The 23372-nt window shown below is 63.6% G+C and carries 24 protein-coding genes; 10 read left to right on the top strand and 14 right to left on the bottom strand.

Translation table 11 applies throughout. From position 1 onward, the window contains the following. Positions 1-571 (bottom strand): aminotransferase class I/II-fold pyridoxal phosphate-dependent enzyme (locus BG57_RS27670; protein WP_035970084.1); only part of this gene is annotated, 571 nt, incomplete at its 3' end. 420 nt (positions 572-991) lie between these two features. On the opposite strand from BG57_RS27670, the gene uvrB reads away from it, so the two are divergent. The 6 genes from uvrB (at position 992) to BG57_RS27635 (ending at position 7090) form a co-directional block, all read left to right on the top strand. Continuing rightward, entirely contained in the window at positions 992-3088 is a 2097-nt protein-coding gene (gene uvrB / locus BG57_RS27660; protein ID WP_035970082.1) for an excinuclease ABC subunit UvrB, read from the top strand. A gap of 277 nt (positions 3089-3365) precedes the next feature. Beyond that, on the top strand, positions 3366-3911 hold the full coding sequence (locus BG57_RS27655) for an iron transporter (protein WP_035970081.1): 546 nt from the start codon (positions 3366-3368) through the stop codon (positions 3909-3911). Between the two features lie 77 nt (positions 3912-3988). Next, positions 3989-4330 carry a cupredoxin domain-containing protein gene (locus BG57_RS27650; RefSeq protein WP_035970080.1) on the top strand — a complete coding sequence of 114 codons (342 nt, stop codon included), beginning with the start codon at positions 3989-3991 and terminating at the stop codon, positions 4328-4330. 63 nt (positions 4331-4393) lie between these two features. Beyond that, a complete protein-coding gene (locus BG57_RS27645) occupies positions 4394-5245 on the top strand; it encodes an FTR1 family iron permease (RefSeq protein WP_035970079.1) in 852 nt (283 codons plus the stop codon). A gap of 8 nt (positions 5246-5253) precedes the next feature. Then, positions 5254-6657, top strand: coding sequence for a 4Fe-4S binding protein (locus tag BG57_RS27640; protein WP_371875837.1), 1404 nt, complete (start codon positions 5254-5256; stop codon positions 6655-6657). Between the two features lie 19 nt (positions 6658-6676). Further along, positions 6677-7090, top strand: coding sequence for a GlcG/HbpS family heme-binding protein (locus BG57_RS27635; protein WP_035970076.1), 414 nt, complete (start codon positions 6677-6679; stop codon positions 7088-7090). Between the two features lie 248 nt (positions 7091-7338). On the opposite strand, the gene hemP is transcribed toward BG57_RS27635, so the two are convergent. The 4 genes from hemP to BG57_RS27615 form a co-directional block, all read right to left on the bottom strand. Continuing rightward, a complete protein-coding gene (hemP, locus tag BG57_RS27630) occupies positions 7339-7569 on the bottom strand; it encodes a hemin uptake protein HemP (protein ID WP_035970075.1) in 231 nt (76 codons plus the stop codon). 116 nt (positions 7570-7685) lie between these two features. Beyond that, the gene (locus BG57_RS27625) at positions 7686-8174 is read right to left on the bottom strand and encodes an SRPBCC family protein (protein ID WP_035970074.1); all 489 of its coding nucleotides are present in this window, start codon (positions 8172-8174) and stop codon (positions 7686-7688) included. 42 nt (positions 8175-8216) lie between these two features. After that, complete coding sequence (locus tag BG57_RS27620; RefSeq protein ID WP_035970090.1) at positions 8217-8615, bottom strand: OsmC family protein; 399 nt, start codon at positions 8613-8615, stop codon at positions 8217-8219. Positions 8616-8728: 113 nt separating this feature from the next. Next, on the bottom strand, positions 8729-9595 hold the full coding sequence (locus tag BG57_RS27615) for a pirin family protein (protein WP_035970089.1): 867 nt from the start codon (positions 9593-9595) through the stop codon (positions 8729-8731). Positions 9596-9757: 162 nt separating this feature from the next. Here BG57_RS27615 and BG57_RS27610 point away from each other — a divergent pair, with 162 nt between their 5' ends. Next, positions 9758-10720 carry a LysR family transcriptional regulator gene (locus BG57_RS27610; RefSeq protein WP_035970073.1) on the top strand — a complete coding sequence of 321 codons (963 nt, stop codon included), beginning with the start codon at positions 9758-9760 and terminating at the stop codon, positions 10718-10720. A 336-nt stretch (positions 10721-11056) separates the two neighbouring features. Here the strand turns inward: BG57_RS27610 and BG57_RS27605 are convergent, their stop codons facing one another. The 9 genes from BG57_RS27605 to BG57_RS27565 all read right to left on the bottom strand — a co-directional run bounded on the left by BG57_RS27605 (position 11057) and on the right by BG57_RS27565 (position 18544). Next, the gene (locus BG57_RS27605) at positions 11057-11479 is read right to left on the bottom strand and encodes an ExbD/TolR family protein (RefSeq protein WP_035970072.1); all 423 of its coding nucleotides are present in this window, start codon (positions 11477-11479) and stop codon (positions 11057-11059) included. A 12-nt stretch (positions 11480-11491) separates the two neighbouring features. Continuing rightward, the gene (locus BG57_RS27600; protein ID WP_035970071.1) at positions 11492-12238 is read right to left on the bottom strand and encodes a MotA/TolQ/ExbB proton channel family protein; all 747 of its coding nucleotides are present in this window, start codon (positions 12236-12238) and stop codon (positions 11492-11494) included. Between the two features lie 26 nt (positions 12239-12264). Then, on the bottom strand, positions 12265-12996 hold the full coding sequence (locus BG57_RS27595; RefSeq protein ID WP_035970070.1) for an energy transducer TonB: 732 nt from the start codon (positions 12994-12996) through the stop codon (positions 12265-12267). Between the two features lie 282 nt (positions 12997-13278). Beyond that, positions 13279-13521 (bottom strand): (2Fe-2S)-binding protein, encoded by a 243-nt coding sequence (locus BG57_RS27590; protein WP_035970069.1) that lies wholly within the window; start codon positions 13519-13521, stop codon positions 13279-13281. Positions 13522-13695: 174 nt separating this feature from the next. After that, positions 13696-14586, bottom strand: a complete 891-nt coding sequence (gene murI / locus BG57_RS27585; protein WP_081851012.1) for a glutamate racemase — start codon at positions 14584-14586, stop codon at positions 13696-13698. Between the two features lie 12 nt (positions 14587-14598). Then, positions 14599-15075 carry a bacterioferritin gene (gene bfr, locus BG57_RS27580; RefSeq protein WP_035970068.1) on the bottom strand — a complete coding sequence of 159 codons (477 nt, stop codon included), beginning with the start codon at positions 15073-15075 and terminating at the stop codon, positions 14599-14601. 193 nt (positions 15076-15268) lie between these two features. Continuing rightward, a complete protein-coding gene (locus BG57_RS27575) occupies positions 15269-16792 on the bottom strand; it encodes a fumarate hydratase (protein ID WP_035970067.1) in 1524 nt (507 codons plus the stop codon). A 54-nt stretch (positions 16793-16846) separates the two neighbouring features. Next, the gene (locus BG57_RS27570) at positions 16847-17431 is read right to left on the bottom strand and encodes a TIGR00645 family protein (RefSeq protein WP_035970066.1); all 585 of its coding nucleotides are present in this window, start codon (positions 17429-17431) and stop codon (positions 16847-16849) included. 183 nt (positions 17432-17614) lie between these two features. Then, positions 17615-18544 (bottom strand): DMT family transporter, encoded by a 930-nt coding sequence (locus BG57_RS27565; RefSeq protein WP_035970065.1) that lies wholly within the window; start codon positions 18542-18544, stop codon positions 17615-17617. 330 nt (positions 18545-18874) lie between these two features. On the opposite strand from BG57_RS27565, the gene acs reads away from it, so the two are divergent. The 3 genes from acs (at position 18875) to BG57_RS27550 (ending at position 23348) form a co-directional block, all read left to right on the top strand. Next, a complete protein-coding gene (gene acs, locus BG57_RS27560; protein ID WP_035970064.1) occupies positions 18875-20857 on the top strand; it encodes an acetate--CoA ligase in 1983 nt (660 codons plus the stop codon). Between the two features lie 80 nt (positions 20858-20937). Then, the gene (locus BG57_RS27555) at positions 20938-21327 is read left to right on the top strand and encodes a DUF4212 domain-containing protein (RefSeq protein ID WP_035970063.1); all 390 of its coding nucleotides are present in this window, start codon (positions 20938-20940) and stop codon (positions 21325-21327) included. After that, on the top strand, positions 21324-23348 hold the full coding sequence (locus BG57_RS27550) for a VC_2705 family sodium/solute symporter (RefSeq protein ID WP_035970062.1): 2025 nt from the start codon (positions 21324-21326) through the stop codon (positions 23346-23348). Before BG57_RS27555 ends, BG57_RS27550 begins: the two co-directional genes overlap by 4 nt. Positions 23349-23372 lie beyond the last annotated feature (24 nt).

Here is a 23372-nt window from a genome sequence, read left to right as displayed (position 1 = left end):
GATCGACGCCCGTCGGGTTGTGACAGCACGCGTGGAGCACGACGATCGTGCCAGGCGCATAGCCGTTCAGCGCGGCGAGCATGCCCTCGAAGTTCACGCCGTGCGTGGCGGCGTCGTAGTACGGATAGTTGACGACTTCGAAGCCCGCGCCTTCGAACAGCGCGCGATGGTTCTCCCAGCTCGGATCGCTGATGGCGACGGTCGCGTTCGGGTTCACGCGCTTCAGGAAATCCGCGCCGATCTTGAGCGCGCCCGTGCCGCCCAGCGCCTGCGCCGTGACGACGCGGCCTGCGGCGATCAGCGGCGAGTCCTTGCCGAGCAGCAGCGTTTGCACGGCGGAGTCGTAAGCGGCGATGCCGTCGATCGGCAGATAACCGCGCGGCAGCGCGGCGTCGACGCGGGCTTTCTCGGCTTCGCGCACGGCGCGCAGGAGCGGAATCTTGCCCTCTTCGTTGGTGTAGACGCCGACGCCCAGATTGACCTTGGTCGGGCGCGGATCGGCGTTGAAGGCTTCGTTGAGGCCCAGAATCGGGTCGCGGGGGGCGAGTTCGACGGCAGAGAAAAGAGACATGATCTATCGGCAGTGAGGAAAGGACGTGCGGCAGGGAGTGCGGACGGCGAAGTTTCTCGACCGCGTCGCGCCTCGATGGCCGGAAAGCTGGCTCGGCGCGCGGGCGTCGGCGGCGGCGAAAGCGTATGGAACGTCATTTCGCGCCGGCGAGCCCAGTCGCACATTGTAGCGAATCCCGCTCCGGTTTCGTCGGCGTGCGGTGCGATTGCGTGCTTTTTACCGGTCGGATCGCCGGAAATCGCCGCGATCCGCCTGGCGGCGCTTGAGATCACGCAGGCCAGCCCAATGTGCTTGAAACGACGCGCGGACAGGCCGCACAGCACGGATGCCGCGCCCGATTTCGCCCACCGCCCGGGCGCTGCGCCAGTTTTGCGGCAGCCGCTAGAATAAGTGTTTGCCCCGGCGAAGACTCTGGTACCCATGTCCGATACCCTCATCGAAGCGCCCGACGCGCTGGACGAGTCGAAGTTCATCACCTTCGACGGCTCGCCGTTTCAGCTCTATCAGCCTTACCCGCCCGCCGGCGATCAGCCCGCCGCGATCTCCACGCTCGTCGAAGGCGTCGAGGACGGCCTGTCGTTCCAGACGCTTCTGGGCGTCACCGGCTCGGGCAAGACCTTCACCATGGCGAACGTCATCGCGCGGCTTGGCCGGCCGGCGATCGTCTTTGCGCCGAACAAGACGCTCGCAGCCCAGCTTTACGCCGAATTCCGAGAGTTCTTCCCGCGCAATGCGGTCGAGTACTTCGTCTCGTACTACGACTACTACCAGCCGGAAGCGTACGTGCCCCAGCGCGATCTCTTCATCGAGAAGGATTCGTCGATCAACGAGCACATCGAGCAGATGCGGCTCTCGGCCACCAAGAGCCTGATGGAACGGCGCGACGTGGTGATCGTCGCGACCGTCTCGGCGATCTACGGTATCGGCAATCCATCCGAGTATCACAAGATGATTCTCACGCTGCGCACCGGCGACAAGTTCGGGCAGCGCGACATCATCACGCGCCTGATTGCGATGCAGTACACGCGCAATGAAGCCGACTTCCAGCGCGGCACGTTCCGCGTGCGCGGGGACACCATCGACATCTTTCCGGCGGAGCACGCGGAAATGGCCGTGCGCGTCGAATTGTTCGACGACGAAATCGAGTCGATGCAGCTGTTCGATCCGCTCACTGGCCGCGTGCGCAACAAGATTCCGCGCTTCACGGTGTATCCGTCGTCGCATTACGTGACGCCGCGCGACACCGTCATGCGCGCGATCGAGACGATCAAGGAAGAACTGCGCGACCGGCTCGAGTTTTTCTATAGCGAGGGCAAGCTCGTCGAAGCGCAGCGGCTGGAGCAGCGCACGCGCTTCGATCTGGAAATGCTGCAGGAGCTTGGCTTCTGCAAGGGCATCGAGAACTACTCGCGGCATTTCTCCGGCTCCGCGCCCGGCGAGCCGCCGCCGACGCTCGTCGACTATCTGCCGCCCGATGCGCTGATGCTGCTGGACGAATCGCACGTGCTGATCGGCCAGTTGAACGGCATGTATAACGGCGACCGCGCGCGCAAGGAAAATCTTGTCGATTACGGCTTTCGCATGCCGTCCGCGCTCGACAACCGGCCGCTCAAGTTCAACGAGTTCGAACGCAAGATGCGCCAGGCGATCTTCGTTTCGGCGACGCCCGCCGATTACGAGAAAGCCAAGGCAGGACAGGTAGCCGAGCAACTCGTGCGTCCGACTGGCCTGGTCGATCCGGAGATCGAAGTGCGGCCCGCGCGCTCGCAGGTCGACGACGTGTTATCGGAAATCAATGTGCGCGTCGCGGCGCAGGAACGCGTGCTCGTCACCGTGCTCACCAAGCGCATGGCCGAGCAGTTGACTGAATTCCTCGCGGATCACGGCGTGAAAGTGCGTTATCTGCACAGCGATATCGATACCGTCGAGCGCGTCGAAATCATCCGCGACTTGCGGCTCGGCACCTTCGATGTGCTCGTCGGCATCAACTTGCTGCGGGAAGGGCTGGATATTCCCGAGGTGTCGCTCGTCGCGATTCTCGACGCCGACAAGGAAGGCTTCCTGCGGGCCGAGCGTTCGCTGATCCAGACCATTGGCCGGGCGGCGCGCAACGTGAACGGCAAAGCCATTCTCTATGCCGACAACATGACCGACTCGATGCGGCGCGCGATCGGCGAAACCGAGCGTCGGCGCGCAAAGCAGATCGCTCACAATCAGGCGATGGGTATCACGCCGCGCGGAGTTCAGAAGCGCATCAAGGACATCATCGATGGCGTCTACAGCGCCGACGACGCGCGTGCCGAACTCAAGGAAGCGCAGGCGCGCGCCAAGTTCGAGGACATGACCGAGAAGCAGATCGCGAAGGAAATCAAGCGGCTCGAAAAGCAGATGATGGATCACGCGAAGAATCTGGAATTCGAGAAAGCGGCGCAGACCCGCGACCAATTGGCGCTGCTGCGGCAGCGTGTCTTCGGCGCGAACGTGGGCGACCACGTGAGCGGCGCTGGCGGAAAGTGACGCCAGACAAGGCTCGAAGCGAAACCGGGCGGCGGACATACGGTCCGCCGCTTTTTTTCGCCCTTTGCGTCCCTGACTGGGCCGCCCGAAAAGCCTTACTGCGACTGGGTTTGTAAGCCGCTTCAAATTGTTGCGTCCATCGAACGATGCTAAACTGACAAACATTGAGAATGGTTCGTATTACCGTTCATGGTAGCGGGGTGATCGGCCGTTTTGTAGCGTGGCCGCGCGGCAGTAATTGACGCGTGAGCCGATCCATAAAAAGAAGGAGTACCTGATGGGTTCTACGTTGATGCGCGGCCTTGTCGCCGCTGCTGGTCTCACGGCGATGATGGCGGCCTCCGCTGCCGAGTATCCGATCGGAAAGCAGCACATCGAAGGCGGCATGGAAGTCGGCGCCGTCTATCTTCAGCCGATCACGATGTCGCCGGAAGGCATGATGCGCAAGGCGTCGGATTCGGACATCCACCTCGAAGCCGATATCCACGCGGTCAAGAACAATCCGACCGGGTTTGCGGAAGGCGACTGGATGCCGTACCTGAACATCACGTACGAACTCTCGAAGGTCGGCACGACGCAGACGATCAAGGGCGACCTGATGGCGATGGTCGCCAGCGACGGCCCGCACTATGGCGACAACGTCAAGCTCTTCGGGCCGGGCAAATATCACCTGAAGCTGCACGTTTCCCCGCCGGCCGAAACCGGCCATATGGCTTTCGGCCGTCACACGGACAAGGAAACGGGCGTCGGCCCGTGGTTCAAGCCCTACACGATCGAGTACGACTTCCCGTTCGCGGGAATCGGCAAAAAGGGCGGGTATTGAGCATCGCGCGACCGCGCGCTTGATTCGCGCGCCCGGCTGTCCTCAAAGGCCGGGCGCGTTCATCTCAGGAAGTACGCATGAAACTTAGAAGCCAGGTGGTTGCGATCGCGTTGTCCGCCATGTTCGGGGCGGGCGCCGGTATCGCGCAGGCCGCCGATCTGCCGACGTTCAAGCTGGAAATGAACGACGGCAAGCTGAACCCGGTGCGCATCGAAGTGCCGGCGGGGCAGCGCATCAAGATCGAAGTGCATAACGTCGGCAAGGGCGCAGCCGAATTCGAAAGCGTGCAGCTGCGCAAGGAAAAAGTGCTCGCGCCGGGCGCCGATTCGTTCGTCGTGATCGCCCCGCTCGATCCGGGCGAGTACAAGTTCTTCGACGATTTCCACCAGACGGCGCAAGGCGTCATCGTCGCGAAGTGATGTTCCTGCCGCGCGATCTTTTCGCGCGGCGGTAGTGAAGCAGAACTGCAGGAGGTTTGCGTTATGGGGCAGGTCCTTTTCATCGTTTGGCGGGAAAGCGTCGAGGCGTTGCTGGTCGTCGGTATCCTGCATGCGTGGCTGAAAAACGGCGACCAACAGGCGCGCCGCGGCCTGCCTTATCTGTGGTTCGGCGTCGCGGCCGGGCTGCTTGCGGCTATCGCGCTCGGAGCGGCGCTCATCGGTTTCACCGAAGTGCTGTCCGGCAATGCGCAGGATTACTTCCAGACCGGCATGGTGCTGATCGCCTGCGTGCTGATCGTGCAGATGGTGCTGTGGATGAAGCGTCACGGCCGCACGCTCAAGCGCGACATGGAAACGTCGCTGAAAAAGAGCACGCAGGACGGGCACTGGTGGGGCATCGCGCTGCTGGTCGCGCTCGCGATCGCGCGTGAAGGCAGCGAAACGGCCGTGTTTCTCTATGGCGTCGGTTTCGGGCAGTCCGGTCACGTGCCGGCGTCGCAGTACGTGGCGATCATCATTGGCTTCGGGCTCGCGCTGCTCACGTTCTATGTGCTGCAACTCGGCGGCAAGTTCTTCTCGTGGCGCTCGTTCTTCCGGGTCACCGAAATCATGCTGCTGTTCCTTGCTGCCGGTCTTTTCGAAACAGGCGTCGACAAGCTGATCGACATGGAAGTGCTGCCGGTCATCGTCAATCAGGTATGGAACACGTCCGCGCTGCTCGACGATTCCACCACCTTCGGCTCGCTCGTCGCAACGCTCACCGGCTATCGTGCGCATCCCGCCGGCATGAACCTCGTCGCTTACGCGCTGTACTGGATCGTCATCTATCTCCTGATGCGCCGTTCGAACAACCAGATGGCGCAAAAACAAAAGGCGGCTGGCCGCCCAGCATGAGCTCCGAGATGCAACAAGGTGTGCGAGTCCCGAGCCGGCTTCAGCAAGCCGGCCAATGGATGCAACAACACGGCAGCACGATCCGCGGAATCCAGTGGGTCGTGGTGGCCGTGTACGCTTTTCTGATCCTGGTTCCTGCAGTGATGCCGCTGCCCGACGGCTCCGCGCATCTCTGGAACAATCTGACGCTCGCCGCGCAGTTCGTGTTCTGGGGCATCTGGTGGCCGTTCGTGCTGCTGTCGATGGTGATGCTCGGCCGCGTCTGGTGCGGCGTGCTGTGTCCGGAAGGCGCGTTGACCGAGTTCGCGAGCCGCTTCGGCCGGGGGCGCGCCATTCCGCACTGGATGCGCTGGGGCGGCTGGCCGTTCGTCGCGTTCGGCCTGACGACGATCTACGGCCAGATGGTCAGCGTCTATCAATATCCGAAGGCCGTGCTGCTCGTGCTCGGCGGATCGACCGTCGCAGCGATGATCATCGGCGCGTTGTACGGCCGTGAAAAGCGGGTGTGGTGCAAGTATCTGTGCCCGGTGAACGGCGTTTTCTCGCTGCTCGCGCGCCTCGCACCGTTCCATTACAAGGTTGACGAGGACGCCTGGCGGCGCTCGTACACGAAGGGCGAGCACGGGCATCGCGTGATCCCGATCAACTGCGCGCCGCTCGTGCCGCTGCGCAACATGAAGGGCGCCGCCGACTGCCACATGTGCGGACGATGCAGCGGTCACCGCGACGCCATCGCGCTGTCGTGGCGCTCGCCCGCCGACGAAGTCGTGAATCAGGGCGACAAGGCGGCGAATCCGTGGGACACCGCGCTCATTCTCTACGGCCTGCTCGGCATCGCCATCGGCGCGTTCCACTGGACCGTGAGCACGTGGTTCGTCGATCTCAAGCAGTTCTTCGCGGGCTGGCTGATCGACCACGATATTCTCTGGCCGCTCGAGGCCAACGCGCCGTGGTTCCTGTTCACGCATTACCCGGAGCAGAACGACGTCTTCTCGTGGCTCGACGGCTCGCTGGTCGTCGGTTATATCGTCGCGACGGGTCTCGTCTATGGCACGGCGCTGCTCGCGCTCCTCGCCGGGGGCGCGCGCATGCTCGGCGCGGGCAGCGCCAGGCGGCTGCATCATCTGGCGCTCGCGCTTATTCCGATTGCCGGCGTCGGCGTGTTTCTCGGCCTTTCCGCGACGACGGTCTCGCTGCTGCGCGCCGAACACGTGCCGCTGTGGTGGGTAACGGGCCTGCGCCTGGGACTGCTCGGCGTCGCCAATGTATGGAGCGCGTGGCTCGCGTGGCGCGTGACCGGCCGCTACGCGACGACGCTTGTTCCTCGTTTCGCGGCGATGTTATGGTTCGTGGCAGCGCTGGCCGTTGCGGACAGCGCGTGGTATCTGATGTTCTGGGGCTTTTCACGCTAACCGGACCGCGAGCGAGCCAATGAGAACGAAACCCGTACTGACCGACGATGACGTGACAGCCATGGCCGCCGCCGCCGAGGCTTTCGCGAAGCAGCATCAATGGAACGTGACGATCGCCATCGTCGATGAAGGCGGGCATCTGCTGCATCTGCATCGGCTGGATAGGGCGGGTGCGAGCACGGTCGAAATGGCGACGGGCAAGGCGCGCACCGCCGTGCTCGGCCGCCGCGAAACGAAAGCTTACGAGGACACCATCAAGCAGGGACGCACCGCGTTCCTGTCCGCACCGATGACCGCGATGCTCGAAGGCGGCGTGCCGATTTTCGTCGGCGTGGATATCGTCGGGGCGGTGGGGGTGTCGGGCGTGAAATCGGATCAGGATGCGCAGATTGCCCGCGCGGGCATCGGGGCGCTGGGTATCGAGAACGTCTGAGGCGTTCGCCGCAAAAAACAAACGGCACGCTTTCGTCAGGAAAGCGTGCCGTTTCGTCTTCTACGTTCGCCATGCAGGCGCATCCGGCAGGAACCAAAAAAAGCGGCTTCGCTTGCTACCGACGACTGGCTGGTGTTTGCACGAAGGGGTCTAAATTCTCGCGTGCAAGTCGTCCTTGCTGGCTAAGGCCAAACACCTCCTGGCGAGGTGGTCCCCACAATACACGGTACGTACTGCTGTTCTTCCCGCTACTTCGTCAGGATCAGCTTACCCAGACGCGTAGCGCGCAACTGATAGGTCTCCCCGTTATGCACGATCGCGATGTGACTGCGGCCCTGCAGCAGCGTATCGCTGCGCACAGAGCGCTCGGCGTTGGCATCGGCTGCCGGGGCGGGCGTCGCCTTGGGGCGGGTGATAGCCGCGTCGCGAACAGCCGGACGGCGCAGCCTGAGCGTGGAGGATCGCAGCGTGTCGGTCATGTCGGTCGGAAGGTAAGTTCGTTGATTCGATGGACCTATAGTAAATGATAACCATTCCTATTTGCAAGCAGACTTTCCGATCAAAGCGCGACTTTCGATAGCCGCGCTCCATCCGCTCAGTGCAGCGGGCTTTCGCCTGTGCGGCCGTGCGCGTACTGGCGAATGAGCCGCACCGTATCGATGTCCGACTCGCGGTACGCCGATTTCACGATTTCCTGCGTCTGCCGCTCGTCCGGCGTCGGATGATCGTTCTCCGGCAGCGTCGTGCTGTAGGTGAAGCGCAGGAAGAGCTGAAGCGCATCCGGCTGCTCGATCGCCATCGTCAGCGAACCGCCGACGTGTTCGGCGGTTGGCAGGATGTCGTAGCGCACGCTGTCGTTCGGATACAGCGTGACGCGATCGCGCACGACGGCCTGGCCGTAATGCAGCTCGCGCTCCATCACGTCGCCGTCGCGGGAAAGGATGGCGCAGCTATCGAGGCCGAGCACGAACAATTGCGGCTGCTCGGCACGCAGGACGAGACCTTCCCACAACTGCTCGCGCGTCAGCGATGCGACGAGCGGGTTGTGCGGATCGTTGATCTGGATCAGGTGTTCAAAATTCAAAACGACGTTTCCTTGGACGTTCGTGATGCCGCTGCGAGGCCGTCAGGCTTCGGCGAGTCCGGAATCGATGCGGATCGCGCCGGACAGGACCTTGTGCATCGGGCACGCGTTGGCAATTTGCAAAAGCCGTTCCCGCTGTTCGGCGTCGAGTGCGCCTGTCACGCTGATGCGACGGTCGATGACCGTGCCGCCGTCCGCGCTTTTCATCGACAACTCGACGCTCACCGATTCGAGCGCCCAGCCTTTGCGCTTCGCATACATCTTCAGCGTGATCGACGTGCACGCGCCCAGGCTCGACAGCAGCAGGGCGGCCGGTTGCGGGCCGGAATCCGCGCCGCCGAGGCTGACGGGTTCATCGGCGAACCAGGTGTGCGTGCCGTCGTCGAGGCGCGTTCGAAACTCGGCCTCGCCGATGCTGGCGGTCACGACAGGAGCGGACATGCGCTTTTCCTCGAGTAGGGAACGGACGCGCCGGACAAAATGATACGGCGCGGGACGAACGGCCATTGTGACGCAATGTGCTCGTTCGTGCCGCGCCGTTTTGCGCTTTTGAATCAGTGCGTGATGGCGCCCATCCGGCCTGACTGATAGTCGATCACCGCCTGACGAATCTCGTCTTCCGTGTTCATCACGAACGGACCGTAGCGCACGACCGGCTCCTTGAGCGGCACGCCGCCCAGCAGCAGCAGTTCGACGGGCTCATCGCCGGCGGCGAGGGTGATCGTGTCGGCGTCGTCGCGGAAGATGACCATCTGTTGCGCGCGCACCGGCTGGGCTTGCGGACCATACAGCGCCGTGCCGGACAGCGCATACGCGAACACGCGGAAGTCGCGCGGCACGCGATGCTCGACCTTCGCCCCCGGCTGCAGCGAGAAGTGCTGATACAGAATGGGCGTGCGCGTTTCGATCGCGGCCTTCACGCCGAGCGCCTCACCGGCAATGACCTTCACGCGCACTTTGCCGTCTTCGCTGGTCGCGACCGGAATGTTCGCCGACGGAATTTCCTGATAGTGCGGCGCGATCATCTTGTCGCGTTGGGGCAGGTTGACCCACAGTTGCAGGCCGTGAACGCGACCGCCGCGCTGCGTGAACGCGTCGCCCGGCATCTCGCTGTGCACGACGCCCGCGCCGGCCGTCATCCATTGCACGTCGCCCGCGCGCAGCGTGCCGGAGTGGCCGGCTGAATCCTTGTGGCCGAATTCGCCTTCCAGCATGTAGGTGACGGTTTCGAAGCCGCGATGCGGATGATCGGGCGCGCCCTTCGCCTCGCCGGGCGCGTAGTCGACCGGACCCATTTCGTCGAGCAGCAGGAACGGGTCGAAGTCCATCAGAAGGCGCGTCGGAAACGGACGATACACGACGAAGCCGCCGCCTTCGACGGTGCGGGTCGCGGGAATGATGCTCGAAATGGTGCGGCTCATGGTGTCCTTGCCTCGCGTCGCCAATAGGGGAATGGCGCTAAATTTGGAACGATGGAGCTATTATATGGCCCGTATTTGGCGGTAAAAGACGCCGCGGCGCAAAGCATTGTCCTGCTGCGATAAACAACGGCCCGGGCCGACGACACCAAGCGACTACCGAAAATGAAAGCCGATTCGCACGACCTCAACGACCTGATGTACTTCTCGCACGTGGTCGAGCACGGCGGATTTTCCGCAGCCGAACGCGTGCTGGGCATTTCGAAGTCGCGGCTGTCGCGGCGCGTGTCGGAACTGGAGGCCTCGCTCGGCGTGCGGCTGTTGCAGCGGTCCACGCGCAAGCTCGCGCTCACCGAGGCGGGTCAGCTCTTCTATCAGCACTGTCAGGCGATGCTCGCCGAGGCGCAGGCGGCGGTGAACGTCGTGCAAAGCCTGCGCGATTCGCCGCGCGGCACGGTGCGCGTGAGCGTGCCGGTGACCATCGCGCAGACGTTTCTGGCCTCCGTGATGCCCGACTTCATGCATCGCTATCCCGAAGTGCGCGTGGTGCTGCGCGTGACGAACCGCGTCGTCGATCTGTTCGAGGACGCGATCGATGTCGCTTTGCGCGTGCGCTCGGAAGCGCCTGCGAGTTCGAATGTCGTCGCGCGGCCGCTATGGCGCACGCAGCAGATGCTGGTCGCCGCGCCGTCGCTTCTGAAGCCGAACGCGCCGCCGATGACCGTCGCGGACCTCGCGCAATACGACACGCTCGACATGCCGTCGTCGGATGGCCGGCACGTCTATCGCCTGATCGCGCCTGACGGGACGCGCCACGAGTACGAGCACGAGCCGCGTCTCGTCACGGCGGACCTGTCGATGATTCGCGAAGCCGTCATGCGCGGCGTCGGCATCGCGGCCTTGCCGGAGATGATGTACGGCGCGCCGTTACGCACCGGCCAGTTGTCGCCGGTGATGCCGGGCTGGACGTTTCCGTCGCCGCAACTGTATGCGGTCTTTCTGTCGCGGCAGGGCATGGTGCCGGCGATTCGCGCGTTCGTGGATTTTCTCGTCGAGTCGATCGATGACGGCAGACGCTTTCCCGGAGAATGTCCTGTCATCGAGCGGCCCGAACAGGAAACGGTTTGATCGCCCGGGCGCGCTGCATCGTCTGAGACATTGAAGCGCGCGCTTGCGATGGTCAGATTCAATCGGACAAGATCTTGTCCCGCGGAAATGACGGCGTTATATTGGGATGCCTTTCGCTAAGGAGCTTCTTATGCGAAAACTGACGGCTACTCTGATAGTTAGCCTGATAGGGCTGATCGCGCTGTCCGTGTCGAACACGGCTGCCGCATGCGGCGATTCAGCGGGTTCAGGTTATTCGAGCCCCAAGTAATCGCCTCGCCCGAATGCGCCGAGCGCGCAATAAAAAAGGCCTTCGTCTGACGATGAAGGCCTTTTACTTTCTGCTCGCGGTACAACTTATTTCCCGCCTTTCGGCTCCGTGACGAAACCGATCTTGGTCAGGCCGCCTGCCTGCGCCGCCGACATCAGATCAGCAACACGTTCGTACGCCACCTTGCGATCCGCGCGCAAGTGGATTTCCGGCTGCGGCGTCTGCTGCGCCGCCTGCGCGATACGCGCGTTCAGCGTCGCGTCGTCGATTTTCTGATCGTCCCAGAGAATCGTGCCGTCTGCCTGGATCGCGACGTTCACGTGCGAAGGCTTCTCGTCCTGCGGCTGGCTGCTCGCGTGCGGCAGATCGATCTTGACCGCGTGATGCATCGCGGGAATCGTCACCAGAAAGATGATCAGCAGCACCAGCATGACGTCGACGAGCGGCGTCATGTTGATTTCGCTCATCATGCCGTCGTCTTCTTCGCTGGCGAATGGGCTCATGGCCATGAGAACCTCCGCTTAGCTGGCGCGCGTCGCGAGACGCAGGCTATCGGCCTGACCGTTCGCGGCGGGCTTTCGCGACGAGAGCTTCGCCCCCGTGACGAAGAATGCATGCAGGCCGTGCGCGAAGCGGTTGAGCTTGGTCACGATGCCTTTGTTCGCACGCGTCAGCGCGTTGTAGCCGAGCACGGCAGGAATCGCGACGAACAGGCCGAACGCAGTCATGATGAGCGACTCGCCGACCGGCCCCGCGACCTGATCGATCGAGGTCTGGCCCGTCGCGCCGATGGTCAGCAGCGCGTGATAAATCCCCCACACGGTGCCGAACAGGCCCACGAACGGCGACGTGCTGCCGATGGACGCCAGAATGGCCAGGCCCGACTGCATGCGGCCGACGCCTTCGTCCATCACGTCCTTGAGGCAGCGCGTGATCCAGTCCGACACGTCCATGCGGTCGTGCAGATGCGGCTGCGTCTGATGGTGATGCTCGGCCGCTTCCTGGCCGGCGAGCGCAAGCGCAAGGAACGGGTTGTCGGCCGGGCTCGACGACTGGCTGCCGAGCTTCTTGATGCCGTCGTTGAAATCGTCGGAGTGCCAGAAAGCCTGTTCAGCGTTCTTCGTCAGACGCTTCAGGCGCACGACGTTCCACGCCTTCACGACGATCACCGTCCACGAAAGCACCGACATGATGACGAGCGCGAGCGCAATGCCGCGCGTCACGAAATCGCCTTGCGCCCATACGTGCGCAATTCCGTAGTTTTGCATTTCTGTTCCCTGTATCTAAAAAACGTTCAGTCGTTCAAGCTGAAAACGAAGGGCACCGTCGCCGTCGCGCGGATCGCCTCGCCGTTTTCCTTATAGGGCGTGCAGGCGCTCGAGCGGACCGCGTCGAGCGCGGCGTCGTCCAGGCGCGAGGAGCCGCTGCTCTTCTGCAGTTTCACGTCTTCGATCTTGCCGGAAAGCCCGACCGTCAGCTTGACCATTGCCGTGCCTGTTTCGCCGCGACGGCGCGACATCGCCGGATAGTCGGGCTGCGCGATGTTGCACGACAGATGCGCGACGTTCTTCGGCGCGGCGAGATCCATCGTCGGCTTGCCGATGGCGGGCGCCGCCGGCGGAGGCGGCGCGGGCTGCGGCGGAGCGGGCGGCGTGGGATCGGGCGCGGGCGCGGCGACCTGCGACGGCGCTTCCGTCACCGGCATCGGCGTGGGCTTCGGCTCGACCTTGGGCTTGACCTTCGGTTTGGGTTGCGGCGTCGGAACCGGCTTCGGCGGCTGCGGCGTCCGCGGCGATTCGACGGCGACGGGCTGCGGCGCGGGCTTGGGCGTCTCGCTGATCAACTGCGCGGTGATCGCCTTCGCTTCGACCGGTCGAGGCGGCGGCTCGTGACGCATCGTGAGCGCGACGCCCAGCAGGGCGGCATGGATCGCCAGCACGGCGGCGCACGCCGCCAGCACGCGCGGATTGACGTTCGAAGCAGGCGGCCGCTGGAAAGCGGCAGGAGAAATGGTCGGGGACTGCATTGTTATGTGCTGCTGGCCTGACTGCGGATTGCGCTGCCATCCGGAAAGGATACGGCGCGGGACGCGCGAAGAGAGCCGAACGACATCATGTGCGAAAAATAACCAGGGATATGAACAACGTGGCCACGAAACCAATCAGCAATTCCATCTTTCCCTCCTCGGGCAAGCATTGCATGGCTGGCTGACGACCCGTGGAATGAACCAAGGTACCTGGCTTGCAGGAAAACGATCATGCGACGGAACGGCGCGGTCGGCCTTCCGTCGCCCGGCAGTACAGCGAACTTAGGCGGCCTTGCGTTCGTAGAACGTCAGCGGCACGGCCTGCGGACGCTCTCGTTCGATGACACCGCAGTGCGACGCACATGCGCCGCTTTGCGCCATCACATCGCGAACGCTTTCTTCGCATTTGCCGCAACACATCGCGACGCCGAGCTCGAACTGAAGTTCATCGAAGGAGTCGATTCCCTCGGCGATGGCGGCGCGGATCTTCCGGTCAGACACTGATTTGCAGACACACACGATCATGATCGTTCACGATAGCTTTCGTTAATGCGAATTATTATCATTCAGTATGCGAAGCTTTGCAAGCGAGGGTCGGCGTTTTTTGTAACACGTCGCAGAAGAGCGGGGATGTTGCTGCGGGGTATCGTCAAGCGGGGAAAAGCGGCTCACGAACATGCGCGAGCCGCAAGGAACTGCTCAGACGGCTTGGGCCGCGCGGGAAGGAATGTCCACGTGCTCGACGCTGGCATCGAGTTGCAGGAGCGATGCGGCGAGTTGCCGCTGGGATTCGCCGTCCGCCGTGGAGCAAAAACGCGGCAGGCGTTCGAGCGATGCGTCGGTGTTTCTGAGCGCGTTCGCGTCCAGCAGACGTTCGAGCTGGCGCGCGACGGCCACGCTCGTATCGACGATTTGCAGCCGCTCGCCCGCGATGTCGCGAATGGCGCGGTCGAGAAACGGGTAGTGCGTGCAGCCGAGCACGAGCGTATCGGCGCCGGCGTCGAGCATCGGCTTGAGATAACTTTCGAGCAGCGCCATGAGTTCCGGCGACGAGGTATCGCAGCGTTCCACCGCCTGCACCAGCCCGTGCCCCGGCTGGCAGATAAAGCGGCAATCGCCGGCATAACGGTCGAGGAGCGACTGGAAGCGCGTGCTCTTCAGCGTCACCTGCGTCGCCAGCACCCCGACGACGCGCGACTTCGACGCCGCCGCCGCGGGCTTCACGCCCGGTTCCACGCCGACGAGCGGAATCGCGAGCCGCTCGCGCACGAAGGCGATGGACTGCGCCGTCGCCGTGTTGCAGGCAACGACGAGCGCCTTGGCCCCTTGCGCGACGAGCCATTCGCCGATGGCCATCGTGCGGGCGGTGATGAACGCGTCGTCGCGCTCGCCGTAGGGCGCGTGCAGCGAATCGGCGACGTAAATCAGCCGCTCGTGCGGCAACAGCGCACGCACGGCGCGCAGGACGGAAAGCCCGCCCAGGCCGGAATCGAAAATGCCGACCGGCGCGCTCGTGTAAGGCACGGCGCGCGCGTTCGGTGTATCGGCGGACAGGGCGGATACAGCAGATGGCACAGCGACAACGGACATTGCGATTGCGGATTACTCGTGGTCGCCCATCATGGTCTGCTGGTAATTCTGGATGCCGACCTTGTCGATCAGATCCAGTTGCGTCTCCAGCCAGTCGATGTGCTCTTCGGTGTCGTTCAGGATTTTGTCGAAGATATCGCGCGAAACGAAATCGCGCACGGACTCGCAGTAAGCCATGGCTTCCTTGCAGGTCGACTGCGAAATCTGCTCGAGCTTCAGGTCGCATTCGAGGATTTCCTTCGTCTCCTCGCCGATCAGGAGCTTATGCAGGTCTTGCAGATTCGGCAGGCCGTCGAGCATGAAGACACGCTGAATCAGCCAGTCGGCGTGCTTCATTTCGCCGATGGACTCGTCGTACTCGTGCTTGTTCAGCTTCTCCAGGCCCCAATGCTTATACATCCGCGCGTGCAGGAAGTATTGATTGATCGCGGTCAGCTCGTTCTTGAGTTGCGCGTTCAGGTATTCGATGACTTTTGCGTCGCCTTGCATGATTGTTCCTTGTCTGGAGCGCGGGGCATTGAAGAAAGATAATCCTTGAGCGTGATTCTGCCAAGGTAGGGAGATATTTTTTCTTTCAGATGAAACTGAGAATGAATCTCTTTAGCGACGGCGACGGGGTTCAAAGAAAAAAGCCGGGCGCCATGCCCGGCTGTTGTAACCACGCGCAGTCTGCGACGCGCGCTCAGACCGTCGCGACCGGAATCTTGCCGATCTTTGCCTGCCATTCCGCAGGGCCGGTCTTGTGAACGGACGTGCCGTTCGAATCGACGGCCACCGTGACCGGCATGTCCTTCACGTCGAACTCATAGATGGCTTCCATGCCGAGGTCTTCGAAGGCGAGCACCTTTGCTTCGCGGATCGCCTTCGACACGAGATACGCCGCGCCGCCGACCGCCATCAGATACGCCGCCTTGTGCTTCTTGATCGCCTCGATCGCGACCGGACCGCGCTCGGCCTTGCCGATCATCGAGATGAGGCCGGTCTGCGCGAGCATCGTCTCGGTGAACTTGTCCATGCGCGTGGCCGTGGTCGGGCCAGCCGGTCCGACGGCTTCGTCGCGCACCGGATCGACCGGGCCGACGTAATAGATCACGCGGTTCGTGAAATCGACCGGCAGCTTTTCGCCCTTCGCCAGCATGTCCGCGATGCGCTTGTGCGCGGCGTCGCGGCCCGTCAGCATCTTGCCCGAGAGCAGCAGCGTCTGGCCCGGCTTCCACGCTGCGACTTGTTCCGGCGTCAGCGTGTTCAGATCGACGCGCTGGCTCGTTTCCGTGTTCGGCGCCCACGTGACGTTCGGCCAGGCGTCGAGCGGCGGCGCTTCGAGTTTCGCGGCGCCGGAGCCGTCGAGCGTGAAGTGCGCGTGACGCGTTGCGGCGCAGTTCGGGATGATCGCGATGGGCTTGCTCGCCGCATGCGTCGGCGCGGCCATGATCTTGACGTCGAGCACCGTCGACAGACCGCCGAGGCCTTGCGCGCCGATGCCGAGCGCGTTCACTTTCTCGTGCAGCTCCACGCGCAGTTCCTCGATCCAGTCCTGCGGACCGCGGGCGATGATGTCCTGAATGTCGATCGGGTCCATCAGCGATTCCTTCGCCATGACCATCGCCTTTTCGGCGGTGCCGCCGATGCCGATGCCGAGCATCCCCGGCGGGCACCAGCCCGCGCCCATCGTCGGGACGGTCTTGAGCACCCAGTCGACGATCGAATCGGACGGGTTCAGCATCGCGAACTTCGACTTGTTCTCGGAGCCGCCACCCTTGGCCGCGACCTGCACGTCGACCTTGTCGCCCGGCACGATCTCGTAGTGGATGACAGCCGGCGTGTTGTCCTTCGTGTTCTTGCGCGCGCCTTCGGGCGGGCTCACGATCGATGCGCGCAACACGTTGTCCGGGTTCATGTAACCACGGCGCACGCCTTCGTTGATCATGTCGGTGACGGACATCGTCGCGCCGTCCCATCGCACGTCCATGCCGACCTTCACGAACACCGTCACGATGCCGGTGTCCTGGCAGATCGGCCGCTTGCCTTCGGCGCACATGCGGCTGTTGGTCAGGATCTGCGCGATGGCGTCCTTTGCAGCGGCGCTTTCCTCGAGTTCATAGGCACGGCCGAGCGCCTGAATGTAGTCGAGCGGATGGTAATAGCTGATGTACTGCAGAGAATCGGCGATGCTCTGGATCAGGTCTTCTTGCTTGATGACGGTCATGGCTTGTGCTCTGGGGACGTGGATCTTGCTGTGAGCGTTCGGATGACGCTCTGGTCAATCCAGCGCACCGCGCGCGGCGGTTTCGCTGTGAAAATGCTTCGGGTGCGTGTGCGTGGTCAGCCGGTCGACATACGCCATGATCAGCGCGGACACGAGGAAGGCGACATGAATCACCACTTGCCACATCACCGTGTGGTAGCTGTGCTGATCGGGGTTGATGAACGATTTCAGCAGATGGATCGACGAGATGCTGATGAGCGCCATCGACAGCTTCACTTTCAGCACGCCCGCGTTGACGTGATCGAGCCATTCGGGCTCGTCCGGATGCCCTTCGACGCCGAGCCGCGACACGAAGGTTTCGTATCCGCCGACGATCACCATGATCAGCAGGTTCGAGATCATCACCACGTCGATGAGGCCGAGCACGACGAGCATGATGTTGGTTTCATCGAGCGTCATTGCGTGCGTGACGAGGTGCCAGACTTCCTTCAGGAACAGCACCACATAGACGGCTTGCGCGACGATCAGCCCGAGATACAGGGGCACCTGAAGCCAGCGGCTCATGAAGATGATTCTCGGCAACGCCTTCATCGTGCCGGATCGGACGGGCGAATCTGGAATGTGCTTGGGCGCGGACATGGGCGGCTCGTCGGAGTAGGGCGGTCGGCTAAGAGGGATGACGGGAAAGCGATTGAAACGATGAACGCGAAACCGGAACGCGCGCCGCGTATGCAAGGGCTGCGCGAAAGTCGCGTGATAAAGCGCGATATTGTAGCGCGTCGGCGCGCGATGCCGCCGTGACGCCCATTGCGGCGGGCCTGTTCAGACGCCGGATTCGCTGCTTTCCTGCGCTCTGCGCGGCGGGCGGCGAAGGCTCGCCAGCAGGATGCCCGCCATCACGCAGGCGAGCGCCGCGCCGTGCGCGAGCGTCGGCCGTTCGCCGAGAAACACGATGCCATAGAGCGCCGCCGCCACGGGCAGCACGGCGGAGAACACGCCCGCGAGACTGCCGGGCACATGGCGGATGCCCTTCATCCAGAGCCAGAAGGAGAAGACGCTGGCCGAAAGCCCGTACCAGCCGACGAGCGCCCACGTGATCCGGTCGACGCTACTCCAGTCGAACGCGAGTGCGGACGGCAGGCCGAGCGGGAGCATCAGCAGGAGGCCGAAGCCGTGCGTGTATGCGCAGATGTCGATGGCCGGCAGCGTCTGCGTGAGCCGCCGCGAGAGGATCACGTAAAGCGATTCGCAGCACACCGCGCCCACGATCATCAGATTGCCCGCGAGCGAACCGGCGCCGCCCGCGTTGGCATCGGCCGCCGCGTGCGCGCCGCCGCTCTGCGCCACGTTGACGATGACCACGCCGACGACGCCTAACGCGATGGAAACGAACGCGCGTCCGCCCGGGCGCTCCTTGAGAATGAGCCACGCGAACAGGGCGACGACGGCAGGCAACGTGCTCGTGATGACACCCGCCGCGACCGCGCTCGTGCGCGCGACGCCGTTGAGCATCAGCAGCGTGAAGCCGAACGTGCCGAACAGGGCTTGCAGGAAGAGGTTGATCCACTCGGCGCGGCGCACGCGCTTCATCTTGGATAGACGAAAGAGCGGCCACAGCACCGCGAGCGCGATTACGAAGCGCAGCAGCGCGAAGAGCGGCGCCGGCACGCTTGCGACAATCGACTTGCCGATGCCGACGTTGCTCCCGACGAGCAGCATCGACGCGATGAGACAGAGGGCGTAACGGTTCACGCGATGAATTTCCGCGCCGCGTGCACGACAAGCGCGCGACGAGTTCAGTTACGATTGTGGGGACGCATTGTAGAAGCCGCGCCGACTCCGTGTATACCCCGTGCCAGCAAGCGCGCTCGCGTAAGAAGCGGGTAAGTTGGGCGGCATATCTTCGAACCAGTGCTGGAAGATGGCGGAGCGCAAGGCTCCGCAGCTTTGCATGGAAGGGAGACAGGGTTCTGGCAGGAAACGCGCACGGGCGTCCCGCTTTCGAACCTCATAACATGCGGCGCGATCGGTTCACACGAGGCGCGCCGGCGGTTCTTGGAATCATCATCAGAGGGGTTGTCGATGTCTGCGATCGAATCGGTTCTTCAGGAAAAACGCGTGTTTCCGCCGTCAGCCAAGGCATCGTCGGGAGCGGCGATATCGGGCATGGACGCCTACAAGGCGCTCGCCGCCGAAGCCGAACGCGATTACGAAGGCTTCTGGGCGCGGCTCGCGCGCGAAACGCTCTCGTGGCACAAGCCCTTCACGAACGTGCTAGACGAATCCAACGCGCCGTTCTACACGTGGTTCGCCGACGGTGAGCTGAACGCGTCGTACAACTGCCTCGACCGTCACGTCGAAGCGGGCCGCGGCAACGAGACCGCGATCATCTTCGAAGCCGACGACGGCGCCGTCACCAACGTTACCTATCAGGACCTGCTCGAACGCGTGTCCCGCCTCGCCAACGCTCTCAAGAAGCGCGGCGTGAAGAAGGGCGACCGCGTCGTCATCTATCTGCCGATGTCGGTGGAAGGCGTCGTCGCGATGCAGGCGTGCGTGCGCATCGGCGCCACGCATTCGGTCGTGTTCGGCGGCTTCTCGTCGAAGTCGCTCAACGAGCGTCTCGTCGATGTCGGCGCAGTCGCGCTCATCACCGCTGACGAACAGATGCGCGGCGGCAAGGCGCTGCCGTTGAAGAGCATCGCCGACGAGGCGCTCGCCGCCGGCGGCTGCGAGGCCGTGAAAGATGTCATCGTGTATCGGCGCACGGGCGGCAATGTCGCGTGGACCGAAGGCCGCGATGCGTGGCTGCACGAGATCGTCGAGAACGAAGCGCCGCAGTGCGAGCCCGAGTGGGTCGGCGCGGAGCATCCGCTTTTCATCCTGTACACGTCGGGTTCCACGGGCAAGCCGAAGGGCGTGCAGCACAGCACGGCGGGCATCCTGCTGTGGGCCGCCCAGACGATGAAGTGGACCTTCGACATGAAGCCGGGCGACGTCTTCTGGTGTACGGCGGACATCGGCTGGATCACGGGCCATAGCTATATCGCGTACGGGCCGCTCGCAATCGGCGCAACGCAGGTCATGTTCGAAGGCGTGCCGACGTATCCGAACGCGGGCCGCTTCTGGGAGATGATCCAGCGTCACAAGGTCACTGTCTTCTATACGGCGCCCACCGCGATCCGCTCGCTCATCAAGGTGTCGGAGGCCGACGCGAAGGTGCATCCCAAGAGCTACGACCTGTCGACGCTGCGCATTCTCGGCACGGTCGGCGAGCCGATCAATCCGGAAGCGTGGATGTGGTATTACGAGAACGTGGGCCGCGGACAATGCCCGATCGTCGATACGTGGTGGCAGACCGAAACCGGCGGCCACATGATCACGCCGCTGCCGGGCGCGACGCCGCTCGTGCCGGGCTCGTGCACGCTGCCGCTGCCGGGCATCATGGCCGCGATCGTCGATGAAACCGGTCAGGACGTGCCGAACGGGCAGGGCGGCATTCTCGTCGTGAAGCGTCCGTGGCCGTCGATGCTGCGCAATGTCTGGGGCGACCCGAAGCGTTATCAAACGAGCTACTTCCCCGAAGAACTCGGCGGCAAGCTGTATCTCGCCGGCGACGGCGCGGTGCGCGACAAGGAAACCGGCTACTTCACGATCATGGGCCGCATCGACGACGTGCTGAACGTCTCGGGTCACCGGCTCGGCACGATGGAGATCGAGTCGGCGCTCGTCGCGAATCCGATCGTAGCGGAAGCGGCGGTCGTCGGCCGTCCGGACGATACGACGGGCGAAGCGGTCGTCGCGTTCGTCGTGCTCAAGCGCACGCGTCCCGAGGGCGATGAAGCGAAGCAGATCGCCACCGAACTGCGCAACTGGGTCGGCAAGGAGATCGGGCCGATCGCGAAGCCGAAGGACATCCGCTTCGGCGAGAACCTGCCGAAGACGCGCTCGGGCAAGATCATGCGGCGTCTGTTGCGCTCGCTCGCGAAGGGCGAGGAGATCACGCAGGACGTGTCCACGCTCGAGAACCCCGCGATTCTCGATCAACTGGGCGAGGCACGCTAAACCGCCTCATGCGGCCGCCGCTTTGAATAGCGGCGGTCGATCCCGATTGCCGGCGTGACGCGGTTTTGGTAAATAACCGCATGGCCACGCCGCACGCCGATACCCTCAACTCCACACTCGCTCCGCCGCCGCCCGTGCCGGCGGCGATGGCGCGCGCCCATCGCGCTTACTGGCGCTTCAATGTCGCGCTGATCGCGGTGCTGATGACGGTCGGCTTCGTCGTCTCGTTCGGCGTGCCGCTTTTCGCGCAACGCCTTCAGCACGTTCGCATCGCGGGTTTTCCGCTGCCGTTCTATTTCGGCGCACAAGGCGCGATCCTCGTCTACGTGACGCTGATCGTCATCTATATCGTGCTGATGCAGATTGCCGATGCGCGTCTGGCGCGCGCCGTTGCGATAGCGGGCGACGATGTGTCCGCGAACTTTGCCGCGAACGTCGCCGAGTCCCCGCCGGACGATCCGGTGCGATGAAGCTCACGAATCGCCTCGTCCTCACCTACGCGCTCTATACGCTCGGCTTCCTGCTGTTCATCTTCGTGATGGAGCGCATCGAGCGCGTGGCGGGCGCGGGCATGTGGGTCGGCTATGTGTTTCTGTTCGTGCCGATTGCCGTGTATGCCGTGATCGGCCTTCTGTCGCGCACCTCCGATCTCGTCGAATACTACGTGGCCGGACGGCGCGTGCCATCAGCGTTCAATGGCATGGCGACCGCGGCTGACTGGCTGTCGGCGGCATCGTTCATCGGGCTGGCCGGATCGATTTACGCGAGCGGCTACGACGGCCTCGCCTACGTGATGGGCTGGACCGGCGGCTATTGCCTCGTCGCGTTCCTTCTCGCGCCTTATGTGCGCAAGCTCGCGCGCTACACGATTCCGGACTTCCTCGGCACGCGCTTCTCGAGCAACCTCGTGCGCGGACTCGCGGCCGTTGCGGCGATTCTCTGCTCGTTCGTTTATCTGGTCGCGCAGATTCAGGGCATCGGGCTGATCGCGTCGCGCTTCATCGGCATCGAGTTTTCCATCGGCATCTTCTGCGGGCTGGCGGGCATCCTCGTGTGTTCGTTTCTCGGCGGCATGCGGGCGGTCACGTGGACGCAGGTGGCGCAATACATCATCCTGATCAGCGCGATTCTGATTCCCGTCTCGATGATCGGCCATCGCGACGGGCTCGGCTGGTTCCCGCAACTGAGCTATGGCCGCGTGATGGAGCGTGTCGAAGCGCTCGAGCGCCAGCTGGCGGCGTCGCCCGACGAAGCCCGTGTGCGTGACGAGTATGGGAGGCAGGCGGCGCGCATGCAGCAGCGCATCGATGCGCTGCCGCGTTCTTACTTCGACGAGCACGCGCGCCTCGTCGATGAGATCGCGGAACTGCGGCGACGCAACGGCCCGCTGCGCGAGATCAACGAACGCGAGCGCGAACTGGCGTCGTTTCCTCGCGATCCCGCCGACGCGCAAGCCCGATGGTCCCGCGAACGCGATGCGCTGACCGGGCGCGTCGCCGCCCCGGTGCCGATGACCGATGCGTTCGCGCGCACGTCGACCGACGATGAAAGCCCGCGTACGCATCAACTGAACTTTCTCGCGCTGATCCTGTGTCTGTCGATCGGCACGGCGAGCCTGCCGCACATTCTCACCCGCTACAACACGACGACGTCGGTTGCGTCGGCGCGGCGTTCGGTCGGCTGGACGCTGTTTTTCGTGGCGTTGTTCTATCTGACGGTGCCGGTGCTCGCGGTGCTCATCAAGCATGAGATTCTGACGGGCCTCGTCGGGCATCGGTTCGCGGATTTGCCGCAATGGGTGACGCAGTGGCGGCGTATCGAACCGTATCTGATTCGCGTGAGCGACGTGAACGGCGACGGCATCGTGCGATGGGCCGGCATCCAGATGCAGCCGGACATGGTGGTGCTCGCGGCGCCGGAAATCGCGGGACTGCCTTATGTGATTTCGGGACTGATCGCGGCGGGCGCGCTGGCGGCTGCGCTTTCGACTGCGGATGGCTTGCTGCTCACGATTGCCAACGCGCTCTCGCACGACGTCTACTACTGCATGGTCGATCGTCGCGCCACGAGCCAGCGGCGCGTGACGATTTCGAAGATTCTGTTGCTCGGCGTGGCGCTGCTGGCGTCGTACGTGGCGTCGCTGAATGCGGGCAACATCTTGTTCCTCGTGGGCGCGGCGTTTTCGCTGGCGGCATCGGGACTGTTTCCGGCGCTGGTGCTCGGCGTGTTCTGGAAGCGGACGACGCAGCGGGGCGTCGTCGCGGGCATGATCGCGGGACTCGTCGTGTGCGTGTACTACATCGTGTCGACGTATCCATTCTTTACACATCTGACCGGCTTCGACGGGCCGCGCTGGCTGGGCATCGAGCCGATCGGATCGGGCGTGTTCGGCGTGCCGGCGGGCTTTGCGGTGGCGATCGTGGTGAGTTTGATCGACCGCAAGCCCGATGAATACACGCGCGCACTGGTCGATTACATTCGTCATCCATAGGGGCTAGGCGGGCGGCGCGAAGTT

Origin of the sequence: Caballeronia grimmiae (assembly GCF_000698555.1) — a bacterium.
In the GTDB taxonomy this organism is placed as follows: Bacteria; Pseudomonadota; Gammaproteobacteria; order Burkholderiales; family Burkholderiaceae; genus Caballeronia; species Caballeronia grimmiae.
The sequence above is the reverse complement of the archived record's forward strand: the minus strand, read 5'-3'. Positions and strand labels throughout refer to the sequence as shown.